The following is a 26,307-nucleotide window of genomic DNA, read 5'->3' on the forward strand; positions in this document are numbered from 1 at the left end:
ATTAAATTGATTTAAATCACATCATATGCCATTTGTAAGAGAATGTCATAATCATATATTATTAAATAGATAACGCATGGGCAATTACATATTTTTGTTAAAATATAGCATGGCATGGAGGGAGGAAAATAGTGAATAAGAGTGAAGAGAACTCGCAATCTAATTTTTTGGTTAAAGCTTTGAACGCCATTGATCGTGCGATTTTAAAAATTGAAGAATTCATATTAAGTGCTTCAGTTATTATTATTGCTTTAATGGTTTGTTCGAATGTTATAAGTCGGGAATTATTTGGACCAAGTATTGTGTTTCATGCAGAAATAGCTAAGTTTGCGATTATTATTTCAACGTTTATGGGGATTAGCTACGCTGCACGAAAGGGAAGACACATCAGTATGTCTGCTGTCTACGATACAGTTCCGTGGTTTTTGCGTAAGGCCATGGCTATCATTATTCCTCTAGGTACTTCTTTAGCATTATTTGCTTTAGCGTATGTTTCATACAATTATGTCAATGGAATTTATGAAACGGGTAAAACGACTACTGTACTAGAAGTTCCATTGTATTTGATGTATATGTTTGTTCCATTAGGATTCTTAATGGGTGGCATACAATATTTACGTAATCTATACGTTAATATTGTCAATAAAGAAGTTTACATCGGTACGGATGCATTAGATTATAACGATATCAAACCAGAGGATCGTGATGCCGATGAGCAGATGCAAGTATAAATTTAATAAGGTGAGGAAATCTATATGCTGACGGTAATGTTAGGGATTATGGTAGTTTTACTATTGTTTAATTTCCCTATGATGATTCCTTTAATTCTTGCTCCGTTTCTCGTTGTATTATTAGGTTATACAACTTTTAATTTAGATTCATCGATTATGGTTGGGCAATTAATTACAGGGATTGAATCATATTCGTTATTATGTGTTCCGTTGTTTATATTTGCAGCGGATATTATGACATCAGGTCGAACATCTAATCGCCTCCTAGATTTGGTTGGATCTTTTATTGGTCATATTCGTGGTGGTTATGCGGTAACTACTGCGGCAGCTTGTACTTTATTTGGTTCTATTTCAGGCTCCACACAGGCTACAGTTGTTGCGGTTGGTCGACCAATGCGTGAACGTTTATTAAAAGCAGGCTATAAGGATTCAAGCGCGATGGCATTAATTATAAATGCCAGTGACGTAGCTCTATTAGTTCCGCCAAGTATTGGTTTAATCATGTATGGTCTCGTGTCAGGAGAATCGATTGGAGATTTATTCATAGCAGGTATTATACCGGGTGTTATCGTATTCTTGGCTTTTGCTACATATAGTGTAATTTATGCTAAGATAAAAAATATCCCGCTTACGGATAAGGCAACCTGGAAGCAGCGTGGTCAAGCATTAAAAAATGCTATATTACCACTTGGATTCCCAATATTAGTTATTGGCGGTATTTATATGGGATGGTTCACTGCAACTGAAGCTGCAGGTGTATCTGTCTTATATGCCTTAGCTTTGGAAGTCATTATTTATCGATCCATACATTTAAAGCAAATCCCAAGTATTGCTTTATCGACTGGGTTGGTCACATCTGCTGTATTCATATTAGTTGCAGGCGGGCAAGTATTCGCCTATTTAGTGAACTTAGAAAGAATACCACAGATGCTTTCTGAAGCCATTTTAGGTTCAGATCCAAGTCAAATATATGTTTTACTTATTGTGACACTATTCTTCTTTATTGGATGTATGTTTGTAGATCCAATTGTTGTGATTTTAGTGTTAACACCAATTTTCTTACCAATTGCTGAAGGTGTGGGGGTTGATCCAATTCACTTAGGAATTATCATTACCTTCCAGGCAGCATTGGGGTCGGCAACACCACCATTTGGGGTCGATATATTCACGGCCAGTGCGGTGTTTAATAAGCCATATATGGAAGTCATTAAAGGGACACCACCTTTCATTATAATCATGGTGTTAATATCTATTTTACTCATTTTCTTTGAAGAGATTTCTCTTTTATTATTATAAGGGAGATCTTGACATAAATTTTTTTAAATAACATAGGGGGTTTTTACAATTTTTAAACGAAAGTTTTTCTTGTTAGCAGTATTAATGTTAACATTAGGGCTGTTTTTAGCAGCATGCGGAGGTTCAGATGATGGTTCTGAAGAAGATACTCCGGAAGAAGATAATACAGGTGATACAGGTAGTGAAGGCGATTCATCAGAAGGTGAATCTGAATCAGCTAGTGATATAGAAGAACAAGAATGGTTATTCGTAACGGAAGAGCAAGACGGACAAGTTCAATATGAGTATGCGGAAGAATTCGCGAATCGTATTTCTGAGAAATCAGGTGGAAAAATCACGGTTACACCATATGAATTTGGTGGTCTAGGAGATGAAGTTGACCAAGTAGAACAGCTACAAAACGGTGCCGTTCAATTAGCGGTTACGTCACCTGGTTTCATTGGTAACATGGTTAAAGAAAGCCAAATCTTTGCGTTGCATTTCTTATTCCCGGATAGTGTTGAACAAACACAGGAAATTCTAAATACGAGTGAAGCGTTAAACCAAGATTTAGTTAAACAATATCAAGAACATGGTTTAACACCACTATCATTCTGGTCAGAAGGTTTCATGCAGTGGACTGCTAATAAACCTTTAGAACAACCAAGTGATTTTGAAAACTTCAAGATGCGTGTTCAAACGTCACCATTAATTATTGAGTCATACGAAGCTTATGGTGCAAATCCACAGTCTATGAGCTGGGGTGACCTATACACTGGTCTAGATCAAGGTACAGTTGATGGTCAAGAAAACCCAATTTTCTTTATTGCGGATGCATCATTTAACGAAGTGCAAGATTATATGATGCTTTCTAGACACAACAACTATGTTGCAACAACAACTGTTAACTCTGAGTGGTATGAAGGTTTAAGTGAAGAAGTACAGACTATGGTTGATGAAACCGTAGATGAAATGCAAGAATGGGTATTTGAAGAACAAAAAGCTCAAAACGAGGATTTCTTAGAACAAATTAAGACTGATACTGATACACCAACAGAAGTAGTTGAATTATCTGAAGAACAACGTGAAGCGTTTAGAGAATTAGCAGTTCCTGTTCGTGACTTCTATCGTAACGAAGTCTCAACTGTAGATGGTGCTATTTTAGATAAGTTAATCGAAGAAATCGAAGCAGCTACAGCTGAATAATAGGATTTTTATATAACCCAATGGAGTGAATAAACTTCATTGGGTTATGTTTAGCTTGTGTCTAATTTCTTAATTGACTTAAAACAAGACATCTATTATGATAAAAGTAACAAAATAAAATGATATCTCTTAAAAGGGGAGTAGCTTGTAACGTTATAGTCGTCATTTCGAGATGATATATTCTCCGGCTATAACGACAACGATCCTATGTTGTGAGCGAGACCTTTACGTTAACGTGACGTTACGTAAAGGTTTTTTATATGTCTTTAGCCTTTACCGTTACGTTTGCGGTAAAGGCTTTTTCTTTTTCCACTAGGCTGTTTTCGTATTTGTTGTTGTTTTAGAACCAATGATCAGATAATGGGTGAAAGAATATTGATGAGCGATAGGCGGCGACTCCTGGTCGGCTAAAGGCGGCCACGTCCTGCGCCTGCGGTTACTCGGCGCAAACTTACGCAAGGATGTAACGCAAGTAGCATTTGTGGCCAACGCCGACACTAGCACGTCGTGTGCGTCGCGGGACAGCACGAGTCGAAAATCACGCAAAGTGAACGGTAGTGAGCTTTGGGAAGTTGAGGCCGTGCCCGCGGAAAGCGTCCGCCGATAGCGAATCAATATCATGCTAAATAGCAACAAAGTTTACGAAAAGAGCCTTCTACAAAAAGCCCTTATTTTATTTTTTCAGTATAAAAAGACATGGTTTGTATTTAAACTATAAGGGTAAGGGAGCGATCGAATAATGGAAGCAGGACTATTACTGGAATACGGTTGGGTACTACTCGTCTTAATTGGATTAGAAGGGATTTTAGCAGCAGATAACGCCCTTGTTTTAGCTATTATGGTTAAACATTTGCCAGAAAAACAACGTAAAAAAGCGTTGTTCTATGGTCTGTTTGGTGCGTTCATATTACGTTTAGGATCATTATTTATTATTTCCTTTTTAGTGGATGTCTGGCAAGTCCAAGCGATAGGATCCATATACCTACTTTATATTGCTGTTAATCATATTGTTAAGAAATACGTTAAAAAAGATGAAGAAGAAACTGCAGAGGAGGAAAATGCCAAGCGGGATGTCAAAGGATCTGGCTTTTGGATGACGGTTGTTAAAGTAGAGTTCGCAGATATAGCTTTTGCGGTAGATTCCATTTTAGCTGCAGTAGCTTTAGCTGTTGCTTTACCAGGAACCCCACTACCACAAATCGGTGGCATGGATGGAGGCCAATTTACAGTTGTTTTACTAGGTGGCTTAATCGGTGTTATCATTATGCGTTTTGCCGCCACCTATTTTGTCAAATTGTTAAAACAACGCCCTGGTTTAGAAACAGCAGCTTTTATTATTGTAGGCTGGGTTGGTGTTAAGCTAGCTGTCATTACGATGTCCCACGAAGATATCGGTTGGATACCATATGATTTTGCCCATTCTGGTTTATGGAAGGCGATATTTTATATCGTGCTCGTTGCGATTGCCGCAATAGGCTGGTTTGGTTCAAAAAAGGAAGACATAGCGGAAGAAGAACTAGAACCGTTAAATGATTAATCGATGAAAGAACTAATCCATTGGTTGGATTAGTTCTTTTTTTATTTTACAAACATATACTAATATACTGACTGATACTTGAGGGGGCAAAATATGAAAAGACCTTACTTCCTAGGGGGAACAACGGCAAGAGGCTATTATCGTTTTTATGATGATTTAATATCTCAGCTTGATCGTGTTTTGTATATTGAAGGCGGGTTCACTTCAATTGTTCATCCCATACTAAATGATATAGTCGAAAAGTATGAAAAAGAGTATGAAGTAGGATGTGTTTATAACCATATTGAACCAAATCAACTCGAAGCAGTTGTGATTCCCAAATTAAAAATAGCTGTCATTGACCGAACGAAGATGAGTAGTAAACGGTTAGTATTCCCGAAGCTTTTCGAAAATCTCATTTATATTGGCGAAGGATATGATCAAGAACATTTAAAGAAAAATGAGAAACTTCTTGTTCAAATCCGGTCTGAACTTAAAAATTTATACAAACAATCCGTCAAACATTTTGAAACGGCTTTAAGTTACCATCATGAAGTTGAAAATATTTATATTAAATTTTTAAATGTGGACCAGGCCAATCGTGAGACAAAGAATCTCATTGAGCGACTCTTTCGCACAAGCTGGTTGAATAAGAAATCGTCAGTGGTTCACCGGTATTTAGGTGCAGCAACGTCTAATGGACCCGTTGATTTTGTTATGAATTTAACTGAAGAATTGGAAGAGCGCATTTATATCAAAGGACGATCAGGAACCGGTAAATCTACGATGTTGAAAAAAATCGTCAATGAAGCTGTAGATCGTGGCTATGATATTGAGATCTACCATTGTGGTTTTGACCCTGAAAGCTTAGATATGGTCATCATAAGAGAACTGAGTGTAGCCATATTTGACGCAACAGACCCTCATGAACACGAACCATCACGATCGAAGGATGAAATTTTTGATGTCTACGAATTATTTGTAGATGGGAATCCGGACCAAGAATATCAAGAACAAATATTAGAGCTAAAATCAAAATACAAAAATGAAATGAAGCGAGCGACTGAAGTTTTAAAGGAAATACAGGAAAAACAACGTGCGTTTGAAACGATATATCAAGATGCGCTAGATGAAGGGTTTTTACAAGGTGTAACAGCAAGAATCAATAATTGGGTAGAATCATAAGTCGTAAAGGGTGCTCTCACAAAGATGTGAGGGCTTTTCTCTTGGAATAGTCTTTAGTAACCACATCGAAATTATAAAATATATATAAATTAAATAGAAAGGGGAATCGAGAAATGTTACTCGTATTAAATGCATTGATTATGTTTTTGTTGCTTGTTGTGTTATTTCAAATGCAAAAGAAACATGTATCCTTTAGTAAACGTGTCTTTGCTGGGCTAGGATTAGGTGTATTACTTGGTATCTTTCTCCAAGTCGCCTATGGATCTGAAAGTAATCTTGTAGCCGATACAACTGAATGGTATTCACTCATTGGTTCCGGTTATATTCGATTATTAATGATGATTGTCATCCCTTTAGTTATGGTCTCGATCATTAAAGCCATTACGAATTTGGAAAAGACATCACAGCTTGGTAAGATGTCAGGTTGGATTATAGGTATATTAGTTGGAACGGCTATGATAGCTGCCGTTATTGGTGTCGGGACTTCATTAGCATTTGACTTGAACGCTGACCAAATTGAAGCTGGTCAATCGGAACAAGAGCGCGGGATGTACTTAGAAGAACGTTTAGGTGATGTTGAAAACATGTCAACGCCTGAGCGAATTTTACAGTTCATCCCAACGAACCCATTTCAGGATATGACAGGTGATCGTGCCACATCCACCATTGCGGTTGTTATCTTCTCTGCTTTTATTGGTGTAGCCGTACTTGGGTTACGGCGTAGAAAGCCAGAACAAGCTGAAATGTTTACGAAGATAATCGATTCAGTTTATGGAGTCGTCATGCGAATTGTGACTTTAATATTACGCCTAACACCATACGGGATATTAGGTTTAATGGCTAATACTGTTGCCAAGACAGACGTTGCCGGAATTGTTGAGTTATCCAAGTTTGTCCTAGCATCCTATGTTGCCTTATTGATAATGTTTGGTATTCATTTACTGTTTATCAGCTTTGGAGGGTTAAACCCATTAACCTATGTGAAAAAGGTGATACCAGTTCTTGGCTTTGCGTTTACATCACGCTCTAGTGCAGGGACCATTCCGTTGAATATTCAGACCCAGAAGAATAATCTTGGGGTACCGGACGGGGTTGCTGATATGTCAGCATCTTTTGGTGCTACGATTGGACAAAACGGTTGTGCTGGAATTTATCCGGCTATGCTTGCGGTTATGATCGCTCCAACAGTCGGCGTTAACCCACTAGATCCAACCTTCTTAATTATGTTGATTCTCATCGTTGGGATTAGCTCCTTTGGTGTCGCAGGTGTCGGTGGTGGTGCCACGTTTGCAGCTTTAATCGTTTTATCAGCGATGGATTTACCAGTTTTCTTAGCTGGGTTACTCATTTCTATAGAACCGTTAATTGATATGGGTCGTACGGCACTTAATGTTAATGGTGCTATGACATCAGGAACACTGACATCAAGGGTTTTAGGTAATTTTAATAAAGAACGATTTAATGACCCATCAGCTAATCAAATCGACATGTCAGATGTCTAAGGAAACAGCTCTTCTTCGGAAGGGCTGTTTTCTAAAAGACATTGTTTTAACAGATAAATTTGTATGATATAAAATTCTTCAAGCTGTTGAAATACACGAAGACTCCTGGTCGGCTAAATCAGCCACGTCCTGTGGCCAACGCCGACACTTGAACGTCCAGTTCTTCGCGGAAAAGCAACAGATAAAGACCCCGCAGTAAGCGAATTGTGCTTACGAGGAGGCTGAAGCGTTGCCCGCGGAAAGCGAAGTGTATTTCAACTGCGGTAGACGTAGTAAATAAAACGAGGAAAAACTTTTATTGCTTACCAAAATATGAAATAATAGAAGAGAAAAGTGATCGAGGGAGTGTCATGATGATACCAACAAAGGAACAACTAACAAAATATGCAAAATTAACGATTCAAAAAGGCGTCAATATCCAGGAAGGACAATCACTCTATATTAACGCACCGATTGAAGCGCGAGAGTTTGTCCACTATGTAGTGGATGCGGCTTATGATGCAGGAGCAGAAGGTGTGTTAGTCAATTGGTCGGATGAATATTTAACGCGTCAAAAATATGACCGTGAACCCATTCACATTTTAGAAAATGTCCCAGACTGGTTAGTAGATAAACAAGTCAGTCATGTTAAAGATGGCGGTGCCATTTTATCAGTCTATGCACCGAATCCTGACTTATTAGAAGGAGTAGATCCAGAACGTGTGGCTAAGGCTACCAAGGCTTCAGGTCAGGCATTAAGTGAATATCGAAGCTACATGATGAACGACCGTGTACAATGGTCGATTGTGTCAGTTCCAACTGAAAAATGGGCGAAGAAAATCTTCTCCGATAAGGATGTAAATCAAGCGGTAACAGACTTATGGGAACAAATTTTCTCAATCGTTCGAGTGGACCAAGATGATCCAATTGAAGCTTGGAACAAACATAATGCAACGTTATATCAAATTCGTGATTACTTAAATGACAAGCAGTATCGTGCGTTAGAGTTCCAATCAGAAACAGCCAATATGACAATTGAGCTTCCCGAAGGTCATATTTGGGCTGGTGGTGGCGCGATTGCGGAAAATGGTGCAGAATTTAACCCGAATATGCCAACTGAGGAAGTCTTTACGGCACCACACCGAGAAGGCATTAATGGTACGGTTAAAAATACGAAACCTTTAAATTATAATGGTAATTTAATTGATGGCTTTACGTTAACGTTTGAAAAAGGTAAAGTCGTCAATTTTGAGGCAGAACAAGGCGCTGACACGTTGAAGCACTTGCTTGAAACCGATGATGGGGCGGTTCGTATTGGCGAAATAGCGCTTGTTCCACATTCATCGCCAATTTCACAATCTGACTTGATTTTCTTTAATACCTTGTATGATGAGAATGCCTCTTGTCATATGGCATTAGGTGAAGCTTATCCAACTAATCTTAAGGATGGGGAGAAGTTGAGTCAAGATGAATTAAGAGAAAAAGGGATTAATACAAGCTTAATTCATGAGGACTTTATGATTGGATCAGCTGATTTGGTCGTCTATGGTGTCACAGAAGACGGTCAAAAAGAACCGATTATTGAAAATGGAAACTGGGCAATTGTTTAAAGATGGGACTTCTTTGTCTCATCTTTTTTTGTGTATTATAATATGGTAAAATGAGCAAAATTTACTAATTAGAAAGTAAGGTATGTTGACATGACGTTAGTAGGGAAAATGATCAAATGGCACCGAAATAAGAAAAGTTATACTCAAGAACAATTAGCTGAGGGAATTTGTTCTGTTACACAACTAAGTAAAATTGAAAATAATCAAATTCCTGCTAATGAGGATATTTTATTTCAAATTGCTGAACGCCTTAATATTGATCAGTACAAATTAACCAATTATGCTGATACTCATAATTTACATCAGGTCAAACAGTGGATGACATATATTCATGAGTACGACTTGATCAATGCTAAAAAGCTTTATATCCAGCTGCAAAGCAGTACCGATACACAGGCGCATTATGATATTGAGTTTTTATATGAACTTGCACTGTTTGGTTATTATTTAATGACTGATCAAGTGAAAAAAGCAGATCAACTATACCAAACGATTTATGAATATGAAACACTGTTTGAAGCAGTAGATGCATATAGTTTTTATAAGTTTACGGGTGAATATTATAAAAACAAAGGCCTATATATTGATGCGTTAAATCAATTAGAACAAGCTGAGGAATATTCAAAGGACGTTGAAGATCCTGAACTATTAATATTGTTGGCGATTGTTTATAGTCATCTTGAAAAGGTCCTAACATCCAATGCTTATGCACGTCGGGCTCTAAGAATCTTTCAAGACAAATTATATTATACGAGAATTATTGAATGTGAAATTGTCATTAGCGTTAACTATATTTATGCCCATGATTTAAACGTAGCTGAGCAACATTTACAACGATTAATCACCCTAATTGATGATAAATTTGATGTCAAAGCCATTGTGAAAATCTATTTTCACTTGGGTTTTATTCAGGCTATAAAAAGGGATTTTGATCAGGCTGAACTGTCACTAAAAAGATGCTTACAATTTAATATTAACGAACCTGAATTGTTACATTGTCGGTATTTAATCGCCCACTTATATTATATGAAAGAAGACTTCGAAATGGCGGTGAAGTATATTGGTTCAGGTATGTCGATGGCGAAAGAGTATAATATTGAACGTTATTTAATTAAATTTCATGTATTAAATCTACTTATCGAAAAGGATGAGGAAGGATTAATAGATTATTTAAAAAAGAAAGCTATTCCTTTTTTTAGAATCACTGGCCAATCGTTTGATTTAACGTTCTATTATCAATTACTAGGCTATACATTATATCAATTAAAAAGATATAAAAGTGCTGCTGAAATCTTAATGGGGGCTGATGAGCAGAGAAAACGACTTATGAACTATAAGTTCGATACAAAATATTAAAAATCCCTAAAAGAATTTTAGAAATTTTCAAAAAATACTCTACAAACCATTCATTTTTGTGTATAATATAAAATAGGTTGTATTCTTCAGCAGATTTTAATGTCATATCTTGTTGACAACACGAATATGTTAGTGGTGGGTATCTAGTTTATAGGTGTGGGGAGGAAATTAGTCTTATGCTGAAGTATGATAGGTTTGTCAACAGATTTGAGACAAGGTTAGGACGGGATCTTTACCCTAGAGAGAAAGACTTTGTCAGTTGGGTTTGGCAAAAGTACAGAACAGAGGAAAAAATAAAAAGATAAATGAGGGAATACGGGAGAGTTAACACACTGCAAGCTTTGCAGTGTTTTTATTTATATTAACTGATGTGAAATTGCTACTTTTTTGATAGCGATGACATATGCTATATTAATTAAAATTGAGATATTGTGAGGTGATTGTTTTGAAGAGTTACCAAGATTATTGGAAGACAAGGCTGGGTTTTATGCTAGCAGCTATGGGATCTGCTGTAGGGTTAGGTAATATCTGGCGTTTTCCATATATTACAGGGGAATTAGGTGGAGCGACTTTCTTACTCGTCTATCTTGGCTTTGTGTTTTTGATTGGAATTCCTTTATTGTTAGCTGAATTCAGTATAGGTAAGGCTGGGCAAAAGGATGCTGTCGGTTCGTTTCAGAATTTAGCACCGGGGACGAAATGGCACTGGACAGGATTTATGGGTGTCATCGGTGGAATTTTAATTCTTAGCTTCTATAGTGTTGTCGCAGGGTGGTCTTTATTTTATTTATATCGATATGTAACAGGAGCTTTTTGGACAGAGCCGGACGGTGGTTTCGGTCAAGTGTTTGGTGAATGGACTTCTAGTACGATTTACCCGTTATTTTGGCAGGCTTTGTTTTTAGGGATCACATTATTCATTGTCATTCGCGGGATTAAAGGTGGAATTGAAAAAGCTAATGTATTCTTAATGCCAGCCTTAGCGCTTCTAATGATTTTTATGGCGGGATTTGTTTTAACGTTAGACGGTGCTTTTGAGGGATTAAAATTTTTATTCCAACCCGATTGGTCCTTGCTAGGTGACCCTAAGTTATATCTAACAGCTCTCGGTCAGGCTTTCTTTTCCTTGAGCTTAGGTGTTGGAGGTATGTTAACGTACGGTAGTTATTTAAAGGCAAAAGATAAATTGCCCACGGCAACAGTCGGGATTGGTTTAATGGATACCGTTTTTGCCATCATATCGGGTATTATCATTTTTCCAGCTGTCTTTAGTTTTGGTTTAAGTATCGGCGAAGGTCCGCCACTCGTATTTATTACATTACCAAGTATTTTTGCGAGTATGCCTTTAGGAAATATGATTGGTATTGTTTTCTTCGTTTTATTGTCAATGGCAGCGTTATCGTCAGCCATATCGTTACTTGAACTACCAGTAGCTTTCTTCTCACGGACGATTGGCATGACAAGAAAAGCCGCAACCTATTTGTGTACGGCGATTATTTTCGTGCTAGGGGTTGCTTCATCATTTGGGTATGGTATTTGGAGTGGTGTCACACCAATTGGTGATCGTGATATTCTAGGTTCGATTGATTATATAACGGCAAACTTTATGCTGCCATTAGGTGCGTTATTAATGGCACTCTTTGTTGGTTTGTATTTAAACAAAGAACAAGCATTAGCAAACAGTGAAATTCAAAGCAAAAGTCTTGCTAATGTATGGTATTTTATTGTGAAGTTTGTCGTGCCGATTATTTTAGTAGTTATAGTCATTGCACAAGTGTTTGATATAACTGCGTAATTAAGGTGTACCATGTTATACTAGTAGTAGTTTTGCGATGGAGGTGAGTTAAGGATGCCTGTTTCATATCATGCGATCATTCGACAAATGAAGAAGGAGTTAGAGGAAGTGGATTCATCAGCTTCACAGCAACATGTACTATCGAAAATGCATGTGATCAAGTCGCTAGCTGATGTGGTCATTAATTCCTATGAAGAAACCTCTGAGTCAATTAGTCAATCCAAATCAGAGCAACCTCAGATGAGTGAGGCAGAAGCGCGAATGATGGGTATCTCTCAATCACCGTCTAAAAAAACGACGAAGCGCGAAAGTCGTTTAGAAGAAGATGATGCAAACGGCGATTCAATCTTTGATTTTTAACATAAATGTAAAAGGGGATTTAACATGAAGGCATTATTACTTATTGGTGTCGTTAATGGATTTCTAGCAGTCGCTTTAGGTGCATTTGGTGCACATGGATTAGAAGGACGATTAAGTGAAAAAATGCTACAAACTTGGGAAAAAGCAGTTCAATATCAAATGTTTCATACCGTAGCGATATTGATAGCTGGTATGATGCTGCTCCGCTTTGACAGCAGTATGTTCGCATCAGCGGGTTGGACGTTTTTAATCGGTATTATTCTTTTCTCGGGTAGCTTATATATTTATTCGCTTAGCACAATCAAAACATTTGCGATGATTACACCAATCGGCGGTGTGGCCTTTTTAGTCGGCTGGGTATTGCTCGGCATAGGAGTTATGAAAATGGTAGGTTAAATTTTGACCCATCTGTAGGTATGCAGGTGGGTTATTTGATGGTGATTTTACCAGATATATGTCTTACTTTATAAACCATACCCATTATGGCAGAATAGATATAGATACATTTTAGGAGGGTTTCTCGATGAAATCGTTTGATGATAAAGAGAATAAAAAAAGCAATCAATTTACGATTATGAAGGATGACCCGATTGATGGACACCCAAGCTATAGCGGTGGTGGAACCATTAGCTTAGAAAATATGTCACCCCTTGTCGTAGATCCTACAGACGAAAAAGTGTGGGTCGATATGGGCGCGATGCACGCGCGCAGTGAAGTTGAAAAACGTATTAAATTTGTAACAGATAAAGAAGAAGTCCCTAATGGTAAACCTTACTGGCTTGTTTGGGTTACTGTTGAGCGTAAAGATGAGGGTCCATATTACCATGGCGTTGCAGCTAGTTATTTAGAAGTAGACCGTGAAGCACGCCGGGGGTATAAAATTTTAGCTGAACATGTTAACCGAATGGATAAATCGCTTAAGGGGCGAATCGTTGTTGACCAAATGGATGACAAATCGAAACAATTACTCGGTGAGTTTCTGCGTGATTTCAACTCAGAGTATTGGGAAAATGCAAGTGATGAATTAAAGCAAGCCTTTGCTTAATTTATGAATGAATTGTGAACATTTAGCATTACGATTGTAACTTTTAAAATTCCTTTGTAAAATGAAATTAAACATGGGTTTAACATCACATGTTTATTAGGACTAATAAAAGGGGTTGGCGAATCACGCCAACCCCATTTATTGTGTGCAAACCTCTTTAGGCTCAGTGCCTTTAATATAATACGTTAAACGTGTTCGATCCTCACAGGCAGGGCCTTCAAGCTTACCTGTTATCGGATCAACTTGTAGTCCAACGACACCTGTTGGAGCATTAAACGTTTGAACAGGCATTTCTTTGTGTAATCGTTCCATATAAGTCGCCCAGACCTGTTTAGCAGCTCGTGAATCCTGTACTCTTTTTATTTCACGGTTATCATCAAACCCAGTCCAGACGGCAGTTGTATATTGCGGTGAATACCCAATCATCCAGCTATCACTTGGAGTAGTTCCTGATTTTCCGGCGTATTCGTGAGTAAGCTGATCGGCAATCGATGACCCTGTTACATACATATAACCATTAAGCCGCTTATCGAACATCCCGGTTAAGAGATGCGTTAAGACGAAGGCATGGTTTTCTTCAAGTAAACGCTCGGGTGTCTTGGCCTGATGCTGATAAACAATATTGCCATCACGATCCACTATTTTTTCAATCAAGTAAGGTTTGACTGACCAACCTTCATTGGCTAAAACACTATAGGATTCTGCCATATCCATAACAGAAATAGAAGCTGTGCCCAATGCAAGTGATAAAACGGAAGGTAATTCCGCCTCGATTCCAAACGTTTTAGCGGCATCTACTAAGTTTTCTGGCCCGACAAACTGATTCGTTTTAATCGCATAAATATTATCGGAAACCGCAACCGCTTGGGAGAGTGTGACGGGTCGGTCCGCATAGCTGTCACTATAATTGGCAGGAGAGTAAACCTTACCGTTTTCTAAGGTGAAGCTCGTCTCTCGGCTTTCTAATTGGGTCGAAGGTGTAAAGCCGTAAACGAGGGCAGCGTAATATAAAAACGGTTTAAAGGTAGAACCTGTCATGCGTTTGGCTTGTGTTACACGGTTATAAGGTGACTGTTCATAGTTTTTGCCGCCTTGCATGGCGACCACTCTACCTGAGGTTGGATCAATTGTGACAGCTCCGATTTGCATCTCGGTATCAGCGGGCATTTCCTCTTGAATTGTTTGTTCAAGCTTTTCCTGGGCTTGGTGATCCATCGTTGTATAAACATCGTATCCTTTACTGTCCAATTCTTGTCGGCTAATCCCGAGTAGCTCTGACGCTCGATTTAAGGCAGTTTCCGTAAAATATTGACCGATTTCGGGTTCTTTTTCCGACGCCGTTACGGCAATTCTTAAATCAATTCGCTTAGCCTGTTGATAGGAGGAAGCTGTAATTTTGTCTGTTTCATACATCCGTCTCAAAATCCAATCTTTACGATTCATCGCATTTTCATATGAATTGAGTGGTGAATAAACAGACGGTCCTTTAGGTATAGCAGACAATAAAGCGGCTTCTTCTAACGTAAGATCATCAGCATCCTTTTCAAAATAAAACTGACTGGCTGCTTGAATACCATACTGTCCATGTCCAAAATAAATGGTGTTTAAATAACCTTCTAGAATCTCGTCTTTATCCTGAAAGATTTCGAGTCTGAGAGAGATTAAAGCCTCTTGTATTTTTCGTTCCCAGGTTTTTTGATGGGTTAAAAAGATGTTCCTGGCATACTGCTGGGTGATGGTGCTTGCGCCTTGTACTTTGTCCATCGCTAGAATATTATGATAAACCGCACTTGCAATACGTTTTATATCAAATCCAAAGTGATTATAGAAGTTATCGTCTTCGGCTGCGATAAAGGCATCCATGACATAGGGAGAGATATCGTCTAATTCAACCCAAAATCGGTTTTGAATACCATGTTCCACGGAAATAACGTCTTCATTTTGATCATAAACAATTGTGTTATCAGCTATCTCGTATTTAGGGGGGCCTTGTATAACAGAGTAGACGAGTATAACGGCTCCAGTTGATAGTCCGAAAACAACGGTTAGTAGAAACAATCGTAATAGTTTTCTGATCATGGTCATCTCTCCTGTAGTTAACATTCTTTAATATTATGGAGAAAATGACTGAGTTTTAAACGTTCTTCTCTTCTATTTATCTACACGTTTCGATATAATAATGTTTCACAGTTTTTTTTCGTCTGGTTCAAATGTAACTAAACAAATAGATCGATATATGGCAAAATATATAATGATTAACCATCAGGATTAGTTGGGTAAGATAGAAAGGAAGATTGAATTTGGCTAGTCATACGATTCCAATTAATATAAAGATTGATACAGAAATAGAGGATGAGAATGGGAATGAATCCATTTCCAAAACGGAAAAAGGCTCTTACGTCCACAAAGGTAACATCCATATGATAAAATATGATGAGCAGATGGAAGACTTAGGTTTCGTGGTCACGACAATCGTGATTCAAGATGACCGAATTTCAGTTAAAAGGGAAGGCCCTTTACAAATGCACCAAGTCTTTCGAATCGGTGCAAGTACGGAGTGTGTTTATTATCATCCATATGGTAAATTTCGTATGGAAACAACGACACACCGAATGCAATTTGTGAAAGGAATCGGCAATCGGTCGGGCAAAATATATATGAACTATGATGTAACGCTAAATGATCAAGAACCACGTCGACACGTGTTTGAGTTGCACTTTCAAGAGGAGGATGCTGAATGAATATCGTCGGACAAATCGAAGCTACGTTAAAACAAGAAATTGCCTCAGCTGTCATAGAAGCGGGGTTAGCGACTGAGGAAGAGCTTCCTGAAGTTGTTTTGGAAACACCTAAAGACAAAGCTCACGGCGATTATGCGACTAATATGGCGATGCAATTGGCTCGTATTGCGAAGAAAGCACCAAGTCAAATCGCAGAAGATATCGTCGAGCATTTAAATACCGAAAAGGCATCGGTACAAAAGATTGAAATTGCTGGCCCAGGTTTTATTAATTTCTTTATTGATCAATCGTCATTAACGGGAGTTGTCAATACGATTTTAGATCAAGGTGAAGCATATGGTACGTCTAATACAGGTAAGGGACAGCGTATACAAATTGAGTTCGTATCTGCGAACCCAACTGGTACACTACACCTAGGCCATGCCCGTGGTGCAGCTTTTGGTGATGGTCTAGCAAACGTTATGGAAAAAGCGGGCTATAACATCGAGCGCGAGTACTATATTAACGATGCAGGGAATCAGATTGATAACCTTGCTCAATCCATCAATGCACGTTATTTTCAGGCGATTGGACAAGACATAGATATGCCAGAGGACGGTTATCGTGGGCAAGATATTATCGATCTAGCCCAGTCATTAGTTGATGAGCATGGTGAACGTTTTGCCGAATTAGTTCAAGAACAACGCCTATCAGAATTCCGTCAATATGGGTTAAAGCATTTATTAGATCGAATTGAAAAGGATCTTGAAAACTACCGTGTTCCGTTTGATTCATGGTTTTCTGAAACATCTTTATATGATAAAGGCCTAGTGGATGATGCGGTTCAAAAATTAAAGGATAAAGGCTATGTTTATGAAGCGGATGGTGCCACTTGGTTTAAATCGACAGCGTTCGGTGACGATAAAGACCGTGTCCTTGTAAAACAGGATGGTACTTTTACGTATTTAACACCGGACATAGCTTACCACCAAAATAAAATTGAACGTGGCTTTGATGAACTAATCAATATTTGGGGTGCGGACCACCACGGTTATATGGCGCGAATGCATGCAGCGATTCAAGCTTTGGGCTACCCGAAAGATATTTTAGATATCAAAATAGCGCAAATGGTGAGCCTATTTGAAAACGGTGAGAAAGTGAAAATGAGTAAACGGACTGGGAAAGCTGTTACGATGAAGGAACTGATTGAAGAAGTTGGGATTGATGCCACGCGTTATTTCTTCATCATGCGTTCTAATGATGCCCATTTAGATTTTGACATGGATTTAGCGAAGTCACAATCGACTGAAAATCCAGTTTACTATGTCCAGTATGCTCACGCCCGTATTTGTAGTATGTTAAGACAAGCGGAAGAAAAAGGAGTAGACGTCGGCGCAGCGGCTGATACTTCTTTGCTTCAAGACGAAAAAGAAGTAGATTTATTAAAACGGTTAGGTGATTATCCACAGGTGATTGCCGATGCAGCGGAAAAACGGATGCCTCACCGCATCCCGCAATACGTGTTTGACTTAGCTTCAGACTTACACAGCTTTTATAATGCTGTAAAAGTAATCGATTTAGAGCAACCAGAATTAACGCAGGCTCGAATTACGTTAGTCAAAGCCGTGCGTGTCGTCATCAAAGACGCATTAGGGTTAATTGGCGTGGAAGCGCCAGAAAAAATGTAAGAGGAAAAGCTTTGACCGAGATGCGGTCAAAGCTTTTTTATTGTTTACTGTGCTGAATCCCCAATGAGCGGTGCTAATTCCCCATTGATCTATGTTGATTCCCCAATGAAGGCCAAAGATTCCCCATTGAACATGATTTTTCGCCCAAAGAACTGTTCTGAGTGCCCATTAGCTCCTGTGATTCCCCAATGACAATAATGAATCCCCAATAAAGACAATAATCACCCTATAATAAATCATGACTAATGTAGGTCCCTAAAAAGAAACAAAAAACGTTTCCAGCCCCAAGCTGGAAACGTATCAGACTTACCCGAATGGATATTGATATTCTATTTCTTCATCAAACACAACATAGTCTAAGTAAATCATAAGCAGTAGATACCATTTTCCTGACTGCGGATCTGCAACAACAATATGGTCTTTTCCTGCTTCTTCTAAAATTCCTCTAAAGACTTTTGCATTCCAATTTTCATTGTTTTCAAATGTCATGTAAACTGTAACAGACTTCCCACGGTTTAGACGTAGGATGTTCTCGATATATGAGCGCTCACGTGGTAACTGTTGCATCGCTCCTTGTATCATTTGACCAGGTATCTGTCCTTGGCCTGGCATCTGTCCCTGCATAGGCATTTGCCCCTGCATAGGCATTTGCCCTCCTTGACCTATCTGTCCTTGGCCTGGCATCGGCATTTGGCCTGATCCGGACATTTGCCCGCCTTGACCTTGTTGGGGCATACCCTGCATTCCACCACCAGTTTGGCCGCTACCCGAAGGCAGAGGAAAACCGCCTGGCATCATACCTTGCCCTGGCATTTGCCCGCCTGGGAAGCCGCCCATTCCTTGACCACCCTGAGGTCCCATACCTTGCTGCATTCCTGATGACTGACCACCTTGATAATTACTCATTCCAGTATTACCTCCCATTCCACCAGCTAACCCTGGCAATTTACCTTTTCCTGGTAACGTCATTTTTTTGCCGTCACCAGCACCTCCTGACCACTTCTTTCCTTCAGAGCCTTTCAAATTATTGGGGTTGTTGAAGGATTTTTTCTCAGGTGTCTTCTTTTTGTCTTGATGTGCCCTATCATTTGACTGATCCAACAATCATCAACCTCCCTATCATATTTAAAAAATTTATTGAAATTAAAATAAACTAGGACATTCACCTTGTGTCGGTGTAAAATAACAATGTGATTTGTATCGCCCAGAATTCCATTGTCCAAACCATTGGGCAGGGCAATCGCCAGACGGACGGAAAAACCACAACGAATCATCGCCAGGTTCAAACTCCTGTCCAGCAGTGACTCTTCTAGCTAGGCGAATATCTTGATCTCTGGCCCGTTGGTAGAAATAAGACTCCTGAACAGCTTCAAATCCGCCCGGTGATTGAAAAATCATATCTGGAAGTGAATCAATATTTTCAAAATCTAAACATTCGACAATTACTCGGTTGACACCGACATTTCCAACGAGAAGCATCCCTAATTGTCCGTCGCCTTCAGCCTCGGCCCGCATTAATCTTGCTAGTTGTTTTAATTGAGCCTCGTTATATGCAATGACTGCCAATCTATACCACCTCTTTCTAGGCAGATTCACCGAATAGTGGAGGGAAAACGCCACTTGTTAAAGCTTCTATAACTCACTAGTTCATATATATGTTTAATTGGGTAAAAGTTGATTAGTAGGCTTGTACTTTTTGGTACAAATGACTAAAAAATAAACGAAGAGAGGTTTTAAGGCATAAAAAAACTGAGCCACTGTTGTGACTCAGCTATCATAATAATGGGAATTAAACGTCCATGATTTTTTCAACATCATCTTTTGATTTGCGATGGCCAACGAAAAATTCGCCAAACTCCGCAAAACGGGCACTAACTTCATCAAAGCGCATTTCATAGATGAGTTTCTTGAATTGAAGCATATCGTGAGCATAAAGGGTCACGCCCCATTCCCAATCATCAAAACCGATACTACCTGTGATAATTTGGCGAACCTTACCAGCATATTTGCGTCCAGTCATACCGTGTTCATACATTAAGCGGCCGCGTTCATCTTTTTCCTCCATGAACCAGTTATTGTCGCTTTCACGTTTGCGATCCATTGGGTAGAAACAGATGTGATCCCATTTTGGTAAAATCGGTTTAAGTCGAGCTTGAATTTCTGGATCTGTATCAGGGTCTTTTCCTTTAGCCATATAAGTTGAAAGTTCAACAACCGACACGAATGAGTAGGCAGGAATTAAAAATTCAGCCATTTTTGTTTTATTAAAAGCTGTTTCAAGCTCCGTTAACTCTTCCATTGTTGGGCGAAGATTCATAAATAATAAGTCCGCTTTTTGACCAATGATTTGATAAAATCCGACGCTTCCGTTTTTATTAGATTCAACCTCTTCCCAGCCTGAAAGAAGCTCGTCTAGTTCTTTTAAGGCTTGTTTGCGTTCTTCCTCAGATGCTAATTTCCAAGCTGTCCAATCAACTTGGCGAAAATCATGTAAACAATACCAACCATCTAACGTTTCAACTGCTTCTGGCATTGGTTTCACTCCTTATTTTCAATTCATTTACAATTTAACTATATCACAAGGCATGCGCACGATTAAAAGGAAAAGCACGTGAACGTTTTGTTAACAATTATTGGCGAAAAATTTAACAAAAATCCCGGCTCAGCAGTTCCTAATCTTGGCTAAGTTTTTCTCAATCCTGGCAGAAAGGTTCTCAATCTTAGCTAGTTTTTTCTCAATATCGGATTAATAGTTCTCAAAAGTTGAATAATTATTATAGGATTTTCTTATTTCTATCACGCATGAGCTCAAGACGATTCTTATACCAATGTTTTTCTTGCTCTGAAAAAGGCCGTTCATCAATGGTGACGCCATGTGTATTTAGCTTATCTTCAATTCGTTTAATCACTTGCTCGACTGTCAAATCTTTTTGAAAAAGTTGATCGAGTGACGCCATGACAGTAGGATCAATATCCGGATACTTAAATTTAGTTGATTCACCTTTTAACGATATCTCGTAAAATGTTTTCAATAACTGTGCGCGTTCTTGTCCGTTTCCTTCAATATCAAGATAGATTTGTACGGCCGATCCGTTCTTAACCCGGCGCTGAGAAATGCCTGCGAACTTCTTACCATCAATGCTTAAGTCGTATTCACCAGGGCAATAGGATTGTTCGATTTCATAGGCTTCAATTGGACAACCTTCATCATTAAGAACCCACCGGATAAATTCAACCATCGCTTGATAACCATCGTGAATATCGAAGGTTTTAGCTTCAGGGAAAATAAGTGATATGTTTAAAATACCTTCATCTAACACAACAGCTAGCCCACCAGAGTTACGAATAATTACTTGGTAGCCTTGATCCTTTATATATTGAATGCCTTCGTCAATATAAGGCAAACGACTATCCGGGATGCCAAGTACAACGGTAGGTTGATGCACCCAGTAACGAATCGCTGTTTCGCCTATTTCACTTGCGGTCAAACAAAGCGTATCATCCGTAGCAAATGACTCTATAATGTCGACATCGGCTGCGTTACGATGGTCGATTTTTCTTATCGTTTTAAAATTTAAAAGTGTATGATTCATATGATCGTTCCTTCAGTTAAGATTACAGTTAGTAGTTTAATCGATTTTAATAAAAATGGCGAATATAACTATAACCTATTATAATAAAATAAACTGGAATTAAAGGATGTGACTCAAATGATTGTGGCAATCTTAAAGCTTATAGCGTCGGGGATTGAGTTTTTCTTAGGTATTCCTTTTGTAGGTGGTGCCTTTATTTTTGCGAACGCATGGGGACCTTTGCTTTTTATGCTATTATTTTATATTGGGATTTTAATTCTATCCTGGCGTTACGGTTATGCCAAGTGGGGCGCTATCACTGGTATAGCGGTTTCCGTCATTGCAGTTATTCCTGTTGTTGGTATGATTCTCCATTGGGTAGCGTTTTTCGTCCTGCTTGTTGACGGGTTACTCAATATAAAAGAAGCTAGAGAATAAGATAAAAGCTTTTTAGGAGGTATTTCATGGGGGAACTTTTCATGTCGCTCATATTTTGGGCAATTGGACTATTGATTCTATATTTTGTTATTGCAGCAGCTGTTAAAAGGGGAATTAATCAATCCATTCTAGCCCAATTTCTTAAGCAAGAATATGGAATTAAAGAAGAAGAACCACCTTCTTTTTTAGATGATGATTCGAATGATTGGAATCAGTAAGGGGTCATAAAATGTGGGTAAAAATAAAGAGTTACTCATAGACCGAGTATCTCTTTTTTCAAATGAACTATACGTCTATTCGTCGAGGATTTTTTTTATGAAATGGACACAGTTATTCGTTGTGTAACTTGGTGCTTGCTCAACTATCTTCATAGGCCGTGCCTGAAAATCTATTCCCTTCTTTACTTCTTCAAAATGGACTTGTGAGCCATCTTTTAATCCTTTGTTCTTGGCCATGGCTTGTGGTAGGCGAATACCTAAACTGTTGTCCCACTTTGTTACAGTTTTAGTCATTTAATCGATTTCTCCCTCTTCTTTCATACTATTTTTGGTTCGCTTTGGTTTCCTTCCTGTGCCACCATTTTATCATACTTCCATTTATTGTATACTACAATAATGATGCAAACGTTCAAATTTGGATCATTTAAATAGGTTAGGTTTGGTGTTCTGGGAATTCGATTCGCCGAGTCCGTACTTCAAATTGGCGAGTCCAGCACCCAGGTTGGCGACTCCACCTCCAAAATTGGCGACTCCAAAACATAGATTAATTTTTATCTAAAAAAGGATGTCATTCAGCTAAAAAATCGTTATAATAAATGATATATCTTGTAGAAAGGTCGGAAAAGATGTCATATCGCCATGAGCAATTAAGCGAAGAGAAAGTGTTTAAAGATCCAGTTCATCGCTACATTCATGTTCGTGATCAGTTAATTTGGGACTTGATCGGCACGCCGGAATTTCAAAGGCTAAGGCGTATTAAGCAGCTCGGGACAACTTATTTAACCTTCCACGGGGCTGAACATAGTCGGTTTAGCCATTCATTAGGGGTTTATGAAATTGTTCGTCGAATTGTAGAGAATTTCCGGGGGCAGCCGAACTGGAATGACGATGACCGTATGCTATGTCTCTGTGCAGCACTACTTCATGATTTAGGGCACGGCCCGTTTTCTCATTCATTTGAAAAGGTATTTGGTTTAGATCATGAGGATTTCACAAGAGAAATTATTTTAGGTGATACAAAGGTAAATGAGGTTTTATTAAAAGTGGATCCTCAATTTCCTCAAGATGTCGCCGATGTCATTAATAAGACGTATCGAAATAAGTTAGTCGTCAGTCTGATTTCCAGTCAAATTGATGCGGATCGGATGGATTATTTACAGCGCGATGCCTATTTTACGGGTGTCAGTTACGGTCATTTCGATATGGAACGAATCTTGCGTGTGATGCGCCCGATGGAAGACCAGGCGGTAGTTAAAGAAAGTGGTATGCATGCGGTAGAAGATTACATCATGAGCCGCTATCAAATGTATTGGCAGGTTTATTTCCATCCAGTCACAAGAAGTGCAGAGGTTATTCTGACAAAAATCTTACATCGTGCGAAGGAATTATATGAATCGAATTACGCATTTAAATTGGAGCCCATGCATTTTATTAGCTTCTTTGATCATGACGTTTCCTTAAAAGATTACTTAAAGCTAGATGAGAATGTTGCTTTTTACTATTTTCATATTTGGCAGGAAGAGGACGATGCGATTCTAGCTGACTTGTGTCGTCGCTTTGTTGACCGCGATTTATTTAAATATATTGAGTTTAACCCTGGCAACCAGTATCGCGAGCTGATGGACTTGAAGGATTACTTTACGGAAGCGGGAATTGACCCGTCTTATTATTTAGAAGTCGATTCATCATCGGATTTACCCTATGACTTTTATCGCCAGGGTGAAGATGAAGAACGATTACCGATCTTACTACAAATGCCGAACGGTGAACTTAAAGAACTCTCACGTCAATCGGATATTGTTGAAGCTATTTCCGGCAAAAAACGAACGGATCACAAATTATATTATGCCGAGGATTTCATTAACCAACTTCCCGAAGATAGCAACATCAAACGACGGATTAGAGAAATATTAAAGGGATAGGGGCTGAAGACATGTTAGAAGATCACGCAAAACTAATGGCGTTTTTCGAGCAAGCCCAGGAAGTGGTTGGTCGGAAACGCCTTCAAAAGATGGTTTACATATTGAAAAAAACAGGGTTCAATTTTTCTGAACGGTATTCCTTTCATTTTTATGGACCTTACTCTGAAGAATTATCAACACGGATTGAGGAACTGTGTAATTTAGGTTTTCTAGTAGAAGAAAAGGAACAGGAAAAAGGCTACTATCAATATCGTTATACGCTTACCGATAACGGGACAAGCTTTTTAACGGATTCAAATGTTGATACGCCTAATATGACTGCATTAATTAACAAAATGAATGAACAAAGCTCGAAGTTTTTAGAACTTGTATCGACGATGCTCTTTTTTGATAATTTTACTAAAGAAGAGGTTGAGGAAAAGGTTTTAACCGTTAAAAGCAAGCAAAATTATACGGAAGAAGACCTGCAAGAAGCCTGGACATTTATTGATGATATGAAAAAGCATTAAAGTATAAAACCCCTGCTATGGAGCTCCATAGCAGGGGTTCACTTTGGGATTAATGCGGCAAAAAGATCAATTGATATAAAAACAGTAGTGCAAAAATGTACAATAACCAATGAACTTGCTTCGCTTTACCCATCACGATTTTCATAACGGGGTAGGCGATAAATCCAAACGCGATCCCAGTTGCAATACTTGATGTAAAAGGCATGATCAAAATGATTAAAAACGCCGGGAACGCTTCATCAATTTGGTCCCAATCAATCTTAGCAATATTACTAATCATTAAACTTCCGACAATAATTAATGCTGGTGCCGTAATCGCTGATAAATTAGCGACTGCTTCTACGAGTGGTGAGAAAAACAAGACCAATAAAAACAAAATCGATACGGTTAAGGTAGTCAACCCTGTACGACCACCAGCAGCAACACCTGACGATGATTCAATGTAAGCACTTGTCGGGCTTGTACCGAACAGCGCCCCAACCGTTGTACCTACTGAATCGCTGAGTAATGCTTGTCTAACGCGAGGAAACTTATTATTTTTCATTAATCCAGCCTGTTGAGCGACACCAATCATCGTGCCGGTCGTATCAAATAACGTCACGATTAAAAATGAAAAAACAACCGTATAAAGACTGTATTGAATGACATCGCCAATGGCTGTAAATGGATTAACAACAGCCAAACCATGCTCAAAGGATGGAATCGACATGATGCCGTTATCAAACTGTAACTGTCCGGTGAAAAAGGCGACAGCCCCTGTTACAACAATACCGTAAAAAATAGCACCTTTCACATTCAACGCCATTAAAATAATCGTAATGGCTAAGCCAGTAAGTGCTAGGGCTGCTGAAGGGCTCGTTAAATCACCTAATTTAACTAGATTAACAGGATCAGCTGTAACAATTCCTGTTAAACGGAAACCGATAAAGGCGATGAATAAACCAATACCAGCCGTTATACCGTACTTTAGGTTTTCCGGAATAGCTTCGATTAAAATCTTTCGAAGCGGTGTAACAGATAAAATGATGAATAAAAGACCTGAAACAAAGACAGCAGCAAAAGCAATGCTGTAATTGATTTCCGGATTGTTTGCCACAACTGAATAGGCGAAATAGGCGTTTAACCCCATGCCAGGCGCGACAGCAATTGGATAGTTAGCGAATAACGCCATCCACAGCGTACCAACCACGGTTGCAATAATCGTGGCTAGAAACACTTGCTCAAATGGAACTCCTGCATCCCCTAAAATGGAAGGGTTAACAAACGCGATATATACCATCGTTAAAAAAGTGGTGATCCCAGCTATAATCTCCGTTTTAATCGTCGTTTGCCTCTCTTTTAATTGAAAATTCATGTACACACTCCCTAAAAACGAACAATTTAAACAACAACTAATATAATATTCGTTTTTACGATAAAACGCAACCCCATATAATCAAAAAATAGGCTGTTTTCGAAAAGATTGCTGTTTTAATAAATCATTTTATATGGAAAGATCTTTACAAGCAGTTGAAATACACGAAGACTCCTGCGGGAAAAGCAACAGCTGAAGACCCCACAGTGAGCGTTAGCTCACGAGGAGGCTGAAGCGTTGCCCGCGGAAAGCGAAGTGTATTTTAACTGCGGTGGCTATAGTAACACTTTGTGAAAACCAAAAAAATAACACCAACTTTAGGGTTG

25 protein-coding genes are annotated in these 26,307 nt (G+C 38.8%); 18 read left to right on the forward strand and 7 right to left on the reverse strand.

Annotation, left to right across the window (positions count from 1 at the left end; genetic code table 11):
- The first annotated feature begins 131 nt into the window (after positions 1-131).
- The 12 genes from BLP77_RS01940 to BLP77_RS01995 all read left to right on the forward strand — a co-directional run bounded on the left by BLP77_RS01940 (position 132) and on the right by BLP77_RS01995 (position 13,560).
- Positions 132-731 carry a TRAP transporter small permease gene (locus BLP77_RS01940; RefSeq protein ID WP_245686776.1) on the forward strand — a complete coding sequence of 200 codons (600 nt, stop codon included), beginning with the start codon at positions 132-134 and terminating at the stop codon, positions 729-731.
- A 24-nt stretch (positions 732-755) separates the two neighbouring features.
- Positions 756-2,027 carry a TRAP transporter large permease gene (locus BLP77_RS01945; RefSeq protein ID WP_093855414.1) on the forward strand — a complete coding sequence of 424 codons (1,272 nt, stop codon included), beginning with the start codon at positions 756-758 and terminating at the stop codon, positions 2,025-2,027.
- Positions 2,028-2,096: 69 nt separating this feature from the next.
- Complete coding sequence (locus tag BLP77_RS01950; protein WP_245686777.1) at positions 2,097-3,212, forward strand: DctP family TRAP transporter solute-binding subunit; 1,116 nt, start codon at positions 2,097-2,099, stop codon at positions 3,210-3,212.
- Positions 3,213-3,951: 739 nt separating this feature from the next.
- Positions 3,952-4,749, forward strand: a complete 798-nt coding sequence (locus BLP77_RS01955) for a TerC family protein (RefSeq protein WP_093855415.1) — start codon at positions 3,952-3,954, stop codon at positions 4,747-4,749.
- Between the two features lie 93 nt (positions 4,750-4,842).
- Positions 4,843-5,913: a hypothetical protein gene (locus tag BLP77_RS01960; RefSeq protein ID WP_093855416.1), complete on the forward strand. Its 1,071-nt coding sequence runs from the start codon at positions 4,843-4,845 to the stop codon at positions 5,911-5,913.
- A gap of 113 nt (positions 5,914-6,026) precedes the next feature.
- The gene (locus tag BLP77_RS01965) at positions 6,027-7,415 is read left to right on the forward strand and encodes an L-cystine transporter (protein WP_093855417.1); all 1,389 of its coding nucleotides are present in this window, start codon (positions 6,027-6,029) and stop codon (positions 7,413-7,415) included.
- Positions 7,416-7,768: 353 nt separating this feature from the next.
- Positions 7,769-9,004, forward strand: a complete 1,236-nt coding sequence (locus tag BLP77_RS01970) for an aminopeptidase (protein WP_093855418.1) — start codon at positions 7,769-7,771, stop codon at positions 9,002-9,004.
- A gap of 90 nt (positions 9,005-9,094) precedes the next feature.
- Complete coding sequence (locus tag BLP77_RS01975; protein ID WP_093855419.1) at positions 9,095-10,360, forward strand: helix-turn-helix domain-containing protein; 1,266 nt, start codon at positions 9,095-9,097, stop codon at positions 10,358-10,360.
- 436 nt (positions 10,361-10,796) lie between these two features.
- On the forward strand, positions 10,797-12,155 hold the full coding sequence (locus BLP77_RS01980; protein WP_307723635.1) for a sodium-dependent transporter: 1,359 nt from the start codon (positions 10,797-10,799) through the stop codon (positions 12,153-12,155).
- Positions 12,156-12,209: 54 nt separating this feature from the next.
- Positions 12,210-12,515 carry a DUF5327 family protein gene (locus BLP77_RS01985; protein WP_093855421.1) on the forward strand — a complete coding sequence of 102 codons (306 nt, stop codon included), beginning with the start codon at positions 12,210-12,212 and terminating at the stop codon, positions 12,513-12,515.
- Positions 12,516-12,539: 24 nt separating this feature from the next.
- Complete coding sequence (locus BLP77_RS01990) at positions 12,540-12,911, forward strand: DUF423 domain-containing protein (RefSeq protein WP_093855422.1); 372 nt, start codon at positions 12,540-12,542, stop codon at positions 12,909-12,911.
- 127 nt (positions 12,912-13,038) lie between these two features.
- Positions 13,039-13,560 (forward strand): YwhD family protein, encoded by a 522-nt coding sequence (locus BLP77_RS01995; protein ID WP_093855423.1) that lies wholly within the window; start codon positions 13,039-13,041, stop codon positions 13,558-13,560.
- Positions 13,561-13,698: 138 nt separating this feature from the next.
- On the opposite strand, the gene BLP77_RS02000 is transcribed toward BLP77_RS01995, so the two are convergent.
- A complete protein-coding gene (locus tag BLP77_RS02000) occupies positions 13,699-15,639 on the reverse strand; it encodes a transglycosylase domain-containing protein (RefSeq protein ID WP_176752928.1) in 1,941 nt (646 codons plus the stop codon).
- A gap of 221 nt (positions 15,640-15,860) precedes the next feature.
- Between BLP77_RS02000 and BLP77_RS02005 the strand changes: the two genes are divergently transcribed.
- Together BLP77_RS02005 and argS are read left to right on the forward strand one after the other, a co-directional pair.
- Complete coding sequence (locus BLP77_RS02005; protein ID WP_176752929.1) at positions 15,861-16,301, forward strand: YwiB family protein; 441 nt, start codon at positions 15,861-15,863, stop codon at positions 16,299-16,301.
- Positions 16,298-17,968 (forward strand): arginine--tRNA ligase, encoded by a 1,671-nt coding sequence (gene argS / locus BLP77_RS02010; protein ID WP_093855426.1) that lies wholly within the window; start codon positions 16,298-16,300, stop codon positions 17,966-17,968. The genes BLP77_RS02005 and argS overlap by 4 nt, the downstream gene beginning before the upstream one ends.
- Positions 17,969-18,274: 306 nt before the next feature.
- Here argS and gerQ read toward each other — a convergent pair whose 3' ends face one another.
- The 4 genes from gerQ to BLP77_RS02030 form a co-directional block, all read right to left on the reverse strand.
- Positions 18,275-18,841 carry a spore coat protein GerQ gene (gene gerQ / locus BLP77_RS02015; protein ID WP_371859598.1) on the reverse strand — a complete coding sequence of 189 codons (567 nt, stop codon included), beginning with the start codon at positions 18,839-18,841 and terminating at the stop codon, positions 18,275-18,277.
- Positions 18,842-19,111: 270 nt separating this feature from the next.
- Positions 19,112-19,534 (reverse strand): cell wall hydrolase, encoded by a 423-nt coding sequence (locus BLP77_RS02020; protein WP_093855427.1) that lies wholly within the window; start codon positions 19,532-19,534, stop codon positions 19,112-19,114.
- Positions 19,535-19,757: 223 nt separating this feature from the next.
- Entirely contained in the window at positions 19,758-20,501 is a 744-nt protein-coding gene (hemQ, locus tag BLP77_RS02025) for a hydrogen peroxide-dependent heme synthase (RefSeq protein WP_176752930.1), read from the reverse strand.
- A gap of 241 nt (positions 20,502-20,742) precedes the next feature.
- Positions 20,743-21,561, reverse strand: coding sequence for a lipoate--protein ligase family protein (locus tag BLP77_RS02030; RefSeq protein WP_093855429.1), 819 nt, complete (start codon positions 21,559-21,561; stop codon positions 20,743-20,745).
- A 117-nt stretch (positions 21,562-21,678) separates the two neighbouring features.
- Between BLP77_RS02030 and BLP77_RS02035 the strand changes: the two genes are divergently transcribed.
- Together BLP77_RS02035 and BLP77_RS02040 are read left to right on the forward strand one after the other, a co-directional pair.
- Entirely contained in the window at positions 21,679-21,978 is a 300-nt protein-coding gene (locus BLP77_RS02035; RefSeq protein ID WP_093855430.1) for a hypothetical protein, read from the forward strand.
- A 26-nt stretch (positions 21,979-22,004) separates the two neighbouring features.
- Positions 22,005-22,196, forward strand: a complete 192-nt coding sequence (locus BLP77_RS02040; RefSeq protein ID WP_093855431.1) for a hypothetical protein — start codon at positions 22,005-22,007, stop codon at positions 22,194-22,196.
- A 75-nt stretch (positions 22,197-22,271) separates the two neighbouring features.
- On the opposite strand, the gene BLP77_RS02045 is transcribed toward BLP77_RS02040, so the two are convergent.
- Entirely contained in the window at positions 22,272-22,490 is a 219-nt protein-coding gene (locus BLP77_RS02045; RefSeq protein ID WP_093855432.1) for an AbrB/MazE/SpoVT family DNA-binding domain-containing protein, read from the reverse strand.
- Between the two features lie 332 nt (positions 22,491-22,822).
- Between BLP77_RS02045 and BLP77_RS02050 the strand changes: the two genes are divergently transcribed.
- Both BLP77_RS02050 and BLP77_RS02055 read left to right on the forward strand, forming a co-directional pair.
- On the forward strand, positions 22,823-24,118 hold the full coding sequence (locus tag BLP77_RS02050) for an HD domain-containing protein (protein ID WP_093855433.1): 1,296 nt from the start codon (positions 22,823-22,825) through the stop codon (positions 24,116-24,118).
- A gap of 11 nt (positions 24,119-24,129) precedes the next feature.
- Complete coding sequence (locus BLP77_RS02055) at positions 24,130-24,627, forward strand: YwgA family protein (RefSeq protein ID WP_093855434.1); 498 nt, start codon at positions 24,130-24,132, stop codon at positions 24,625-24,627.
- A gap of 49 nt (positions 24,628-24,676) precedes the next feature.
- On the opposite strand, the gene BLP77_RS02060 is transcribed toward BLP77_RS02055, so the two are convergent.
- Positions 24,677-25,981 carry an NCS2 family permease gene (locus BLP77_RS02060; RefSeq protein ID WP_093855435.1) on the reverse strand — a complete coding sequence of 435 codons (1,305 nt, stop codon included), beginning with the start codon at positions 25,979-25,981 and terminating at the stop codon, positions 24,677-24,679.
- Between the last annotated feature and the right edge of the window lie 326 nt (positions 25,982-26,307).

The organism is Tenuibacillus multivorans (genome assembly GCF_900103915.1).
In the GTDB taxonomy this organism is placed as follows: Bacteria; Bacillota; Bacilli; order Bacillales; family Alkalibacillaceae; genus Tenuibacillus; species Tenuibacillus multivorans.

Excerpts from the sequence above, each read along its gene's own strand:
- BLP77_RS01955 (WP_093855415.1), top strand. The coding sequence starts at position 3,952 with ATGGAAGCAGGACTATTACTGGAATACGGTTGGGTACTACTCGTCTTA.
- gerQ (WP_371859598.1), bottom strand. The coding sequence starts at position 18,841 with ATGCAGCAAGGTATGGGACCTCAGGGTGGTCAAGGAATGGGCGGCTTC.
- BLP77_RS01960 (WP_093855416.1), top strand. The coding sequence starts at position 4,843 with ATGAAAAGACCTTACTTCCTAGGGGGAACAACGGCAAGAGGCTATTAT.
- BLP77_RS01985 (WP_093855421.1), top strand. The coding sequence starts at position 12,210 with ATGCCTGTTTCATATCATGCGATCATTCGACAAATGAAGAAGGAGTTA.
- BLP77_RS01990 (WP_093855422.1), top strand. The coding sequence starts at position 12,540 with ATGAAGGCATTATTACTTATTGGTGTCGTTAATGGATTTCTAGCAGTC.
- BLP77_RS02040 (WP_093855431.1), top strand. The coding sequence starts at position 22,005 with ATGGGGGAACTTTTCATGTCGCTCATATTTTGGGCAATTGGACTATTG.
- BLP77_RS01995 (WP_093855423.1), top strand. The coding sequence starts at position 13,039 with ATGAAATCGTTTGATGATAAAGAGAATAAAAAAAGCAATCAATTTACG.
- BLP77_RS01945 (WP_093855414.1), top strand. The coding sequence starts at position 756 with ATGCTGACGGTAATGTTAGGGATTATGGTAGTTTTACTATTGTTTAAT.
- BLP77_RS02035 (WP_093855430.1), top strand. The coding sequence starts at position 21,679 with ATGATTGTGGCAATCTTAAAGCTTATAGCGTCGGGGATTGAGTTTTTC.
- hemQ (WP_176752930.1), bottom strand. The coding sequence starts at position 20,501 with ATGCCAGAAGCAGTTGAAACGTTAGATGGTTGGTATTGTTTACATGAT.
- BLP77_RS01970 (WP_093855418.1), top strand. The coding sequence starts at position 7,769 with ATGATACCAACAAAGGAACAACTAACAAAATATGCAAAATTAACGATT.
- BLP77_RS02030 (WP_093855429.1), bottom strand. The coding sequence starts at position 21,561 with ATGAATCATACACTTTTAAATTTTAAAACGATAAGAAAAATCGACCAT.
- BLP77_RS02055 (WP_093855434.1), top strand. The coding sequence starts at position 24,130 with ATGTTAGAAGATCACGCAAAACTAATGGCGTTTTTCGAGCAAGCCCAG.
- BLP77_RS02000 (WP_176752928.1), bottom strand. The coding sequence starts at position 15,639 with ATGATCAGAAAACTATTACGATTGTTTCTACTAACCGTTGTTTTCGGA.
- argS (WP_093855426.1), top strand. The coding sequence starts at position 16,298 with ATGAATATCGTCGGACAAATCGAAGCTACGTTAAAACAAGAAATTGCC.
- BLP77_RS01975 (WP_093855419.1), top strand. The coding sequence starts at position 9,095 with ATGACGTTAGTAGGGAAAATGATCAAATGGCACCGAAATAAGAAAAGT.
- BLP77_RS02060 (WP_093855435.1), bottom strand. The coding sequence starts at position 25,981 with ATGAATTTTCAATTAAAAGAGAGGCAAACGACGATTAAAACGGAGATT.
- BLP77_RS02045 (WP_093855432.1), bottom strand. The coding sequence starts at position 22,490 with ATGACTAAAACTGTAACAAAGTGGGACAACAGTTTAGGTATTCGCCTA.
- BLP77_RS01965 (WP_093855417.1), top strand. The coding sequence starts at position 6,027 with ATGTTACTCGTATTAAATGCATTGATTATGTTTTTGTTGCTTGTTGTG.
- BLP77_RS02050 (WP_093855433.1), top strand. The coding sequence starts at position 22,823 with ATGTCATATCGCCATGAGCAATTAAGCGAAGAGAAAGTGTTTAAAGAT.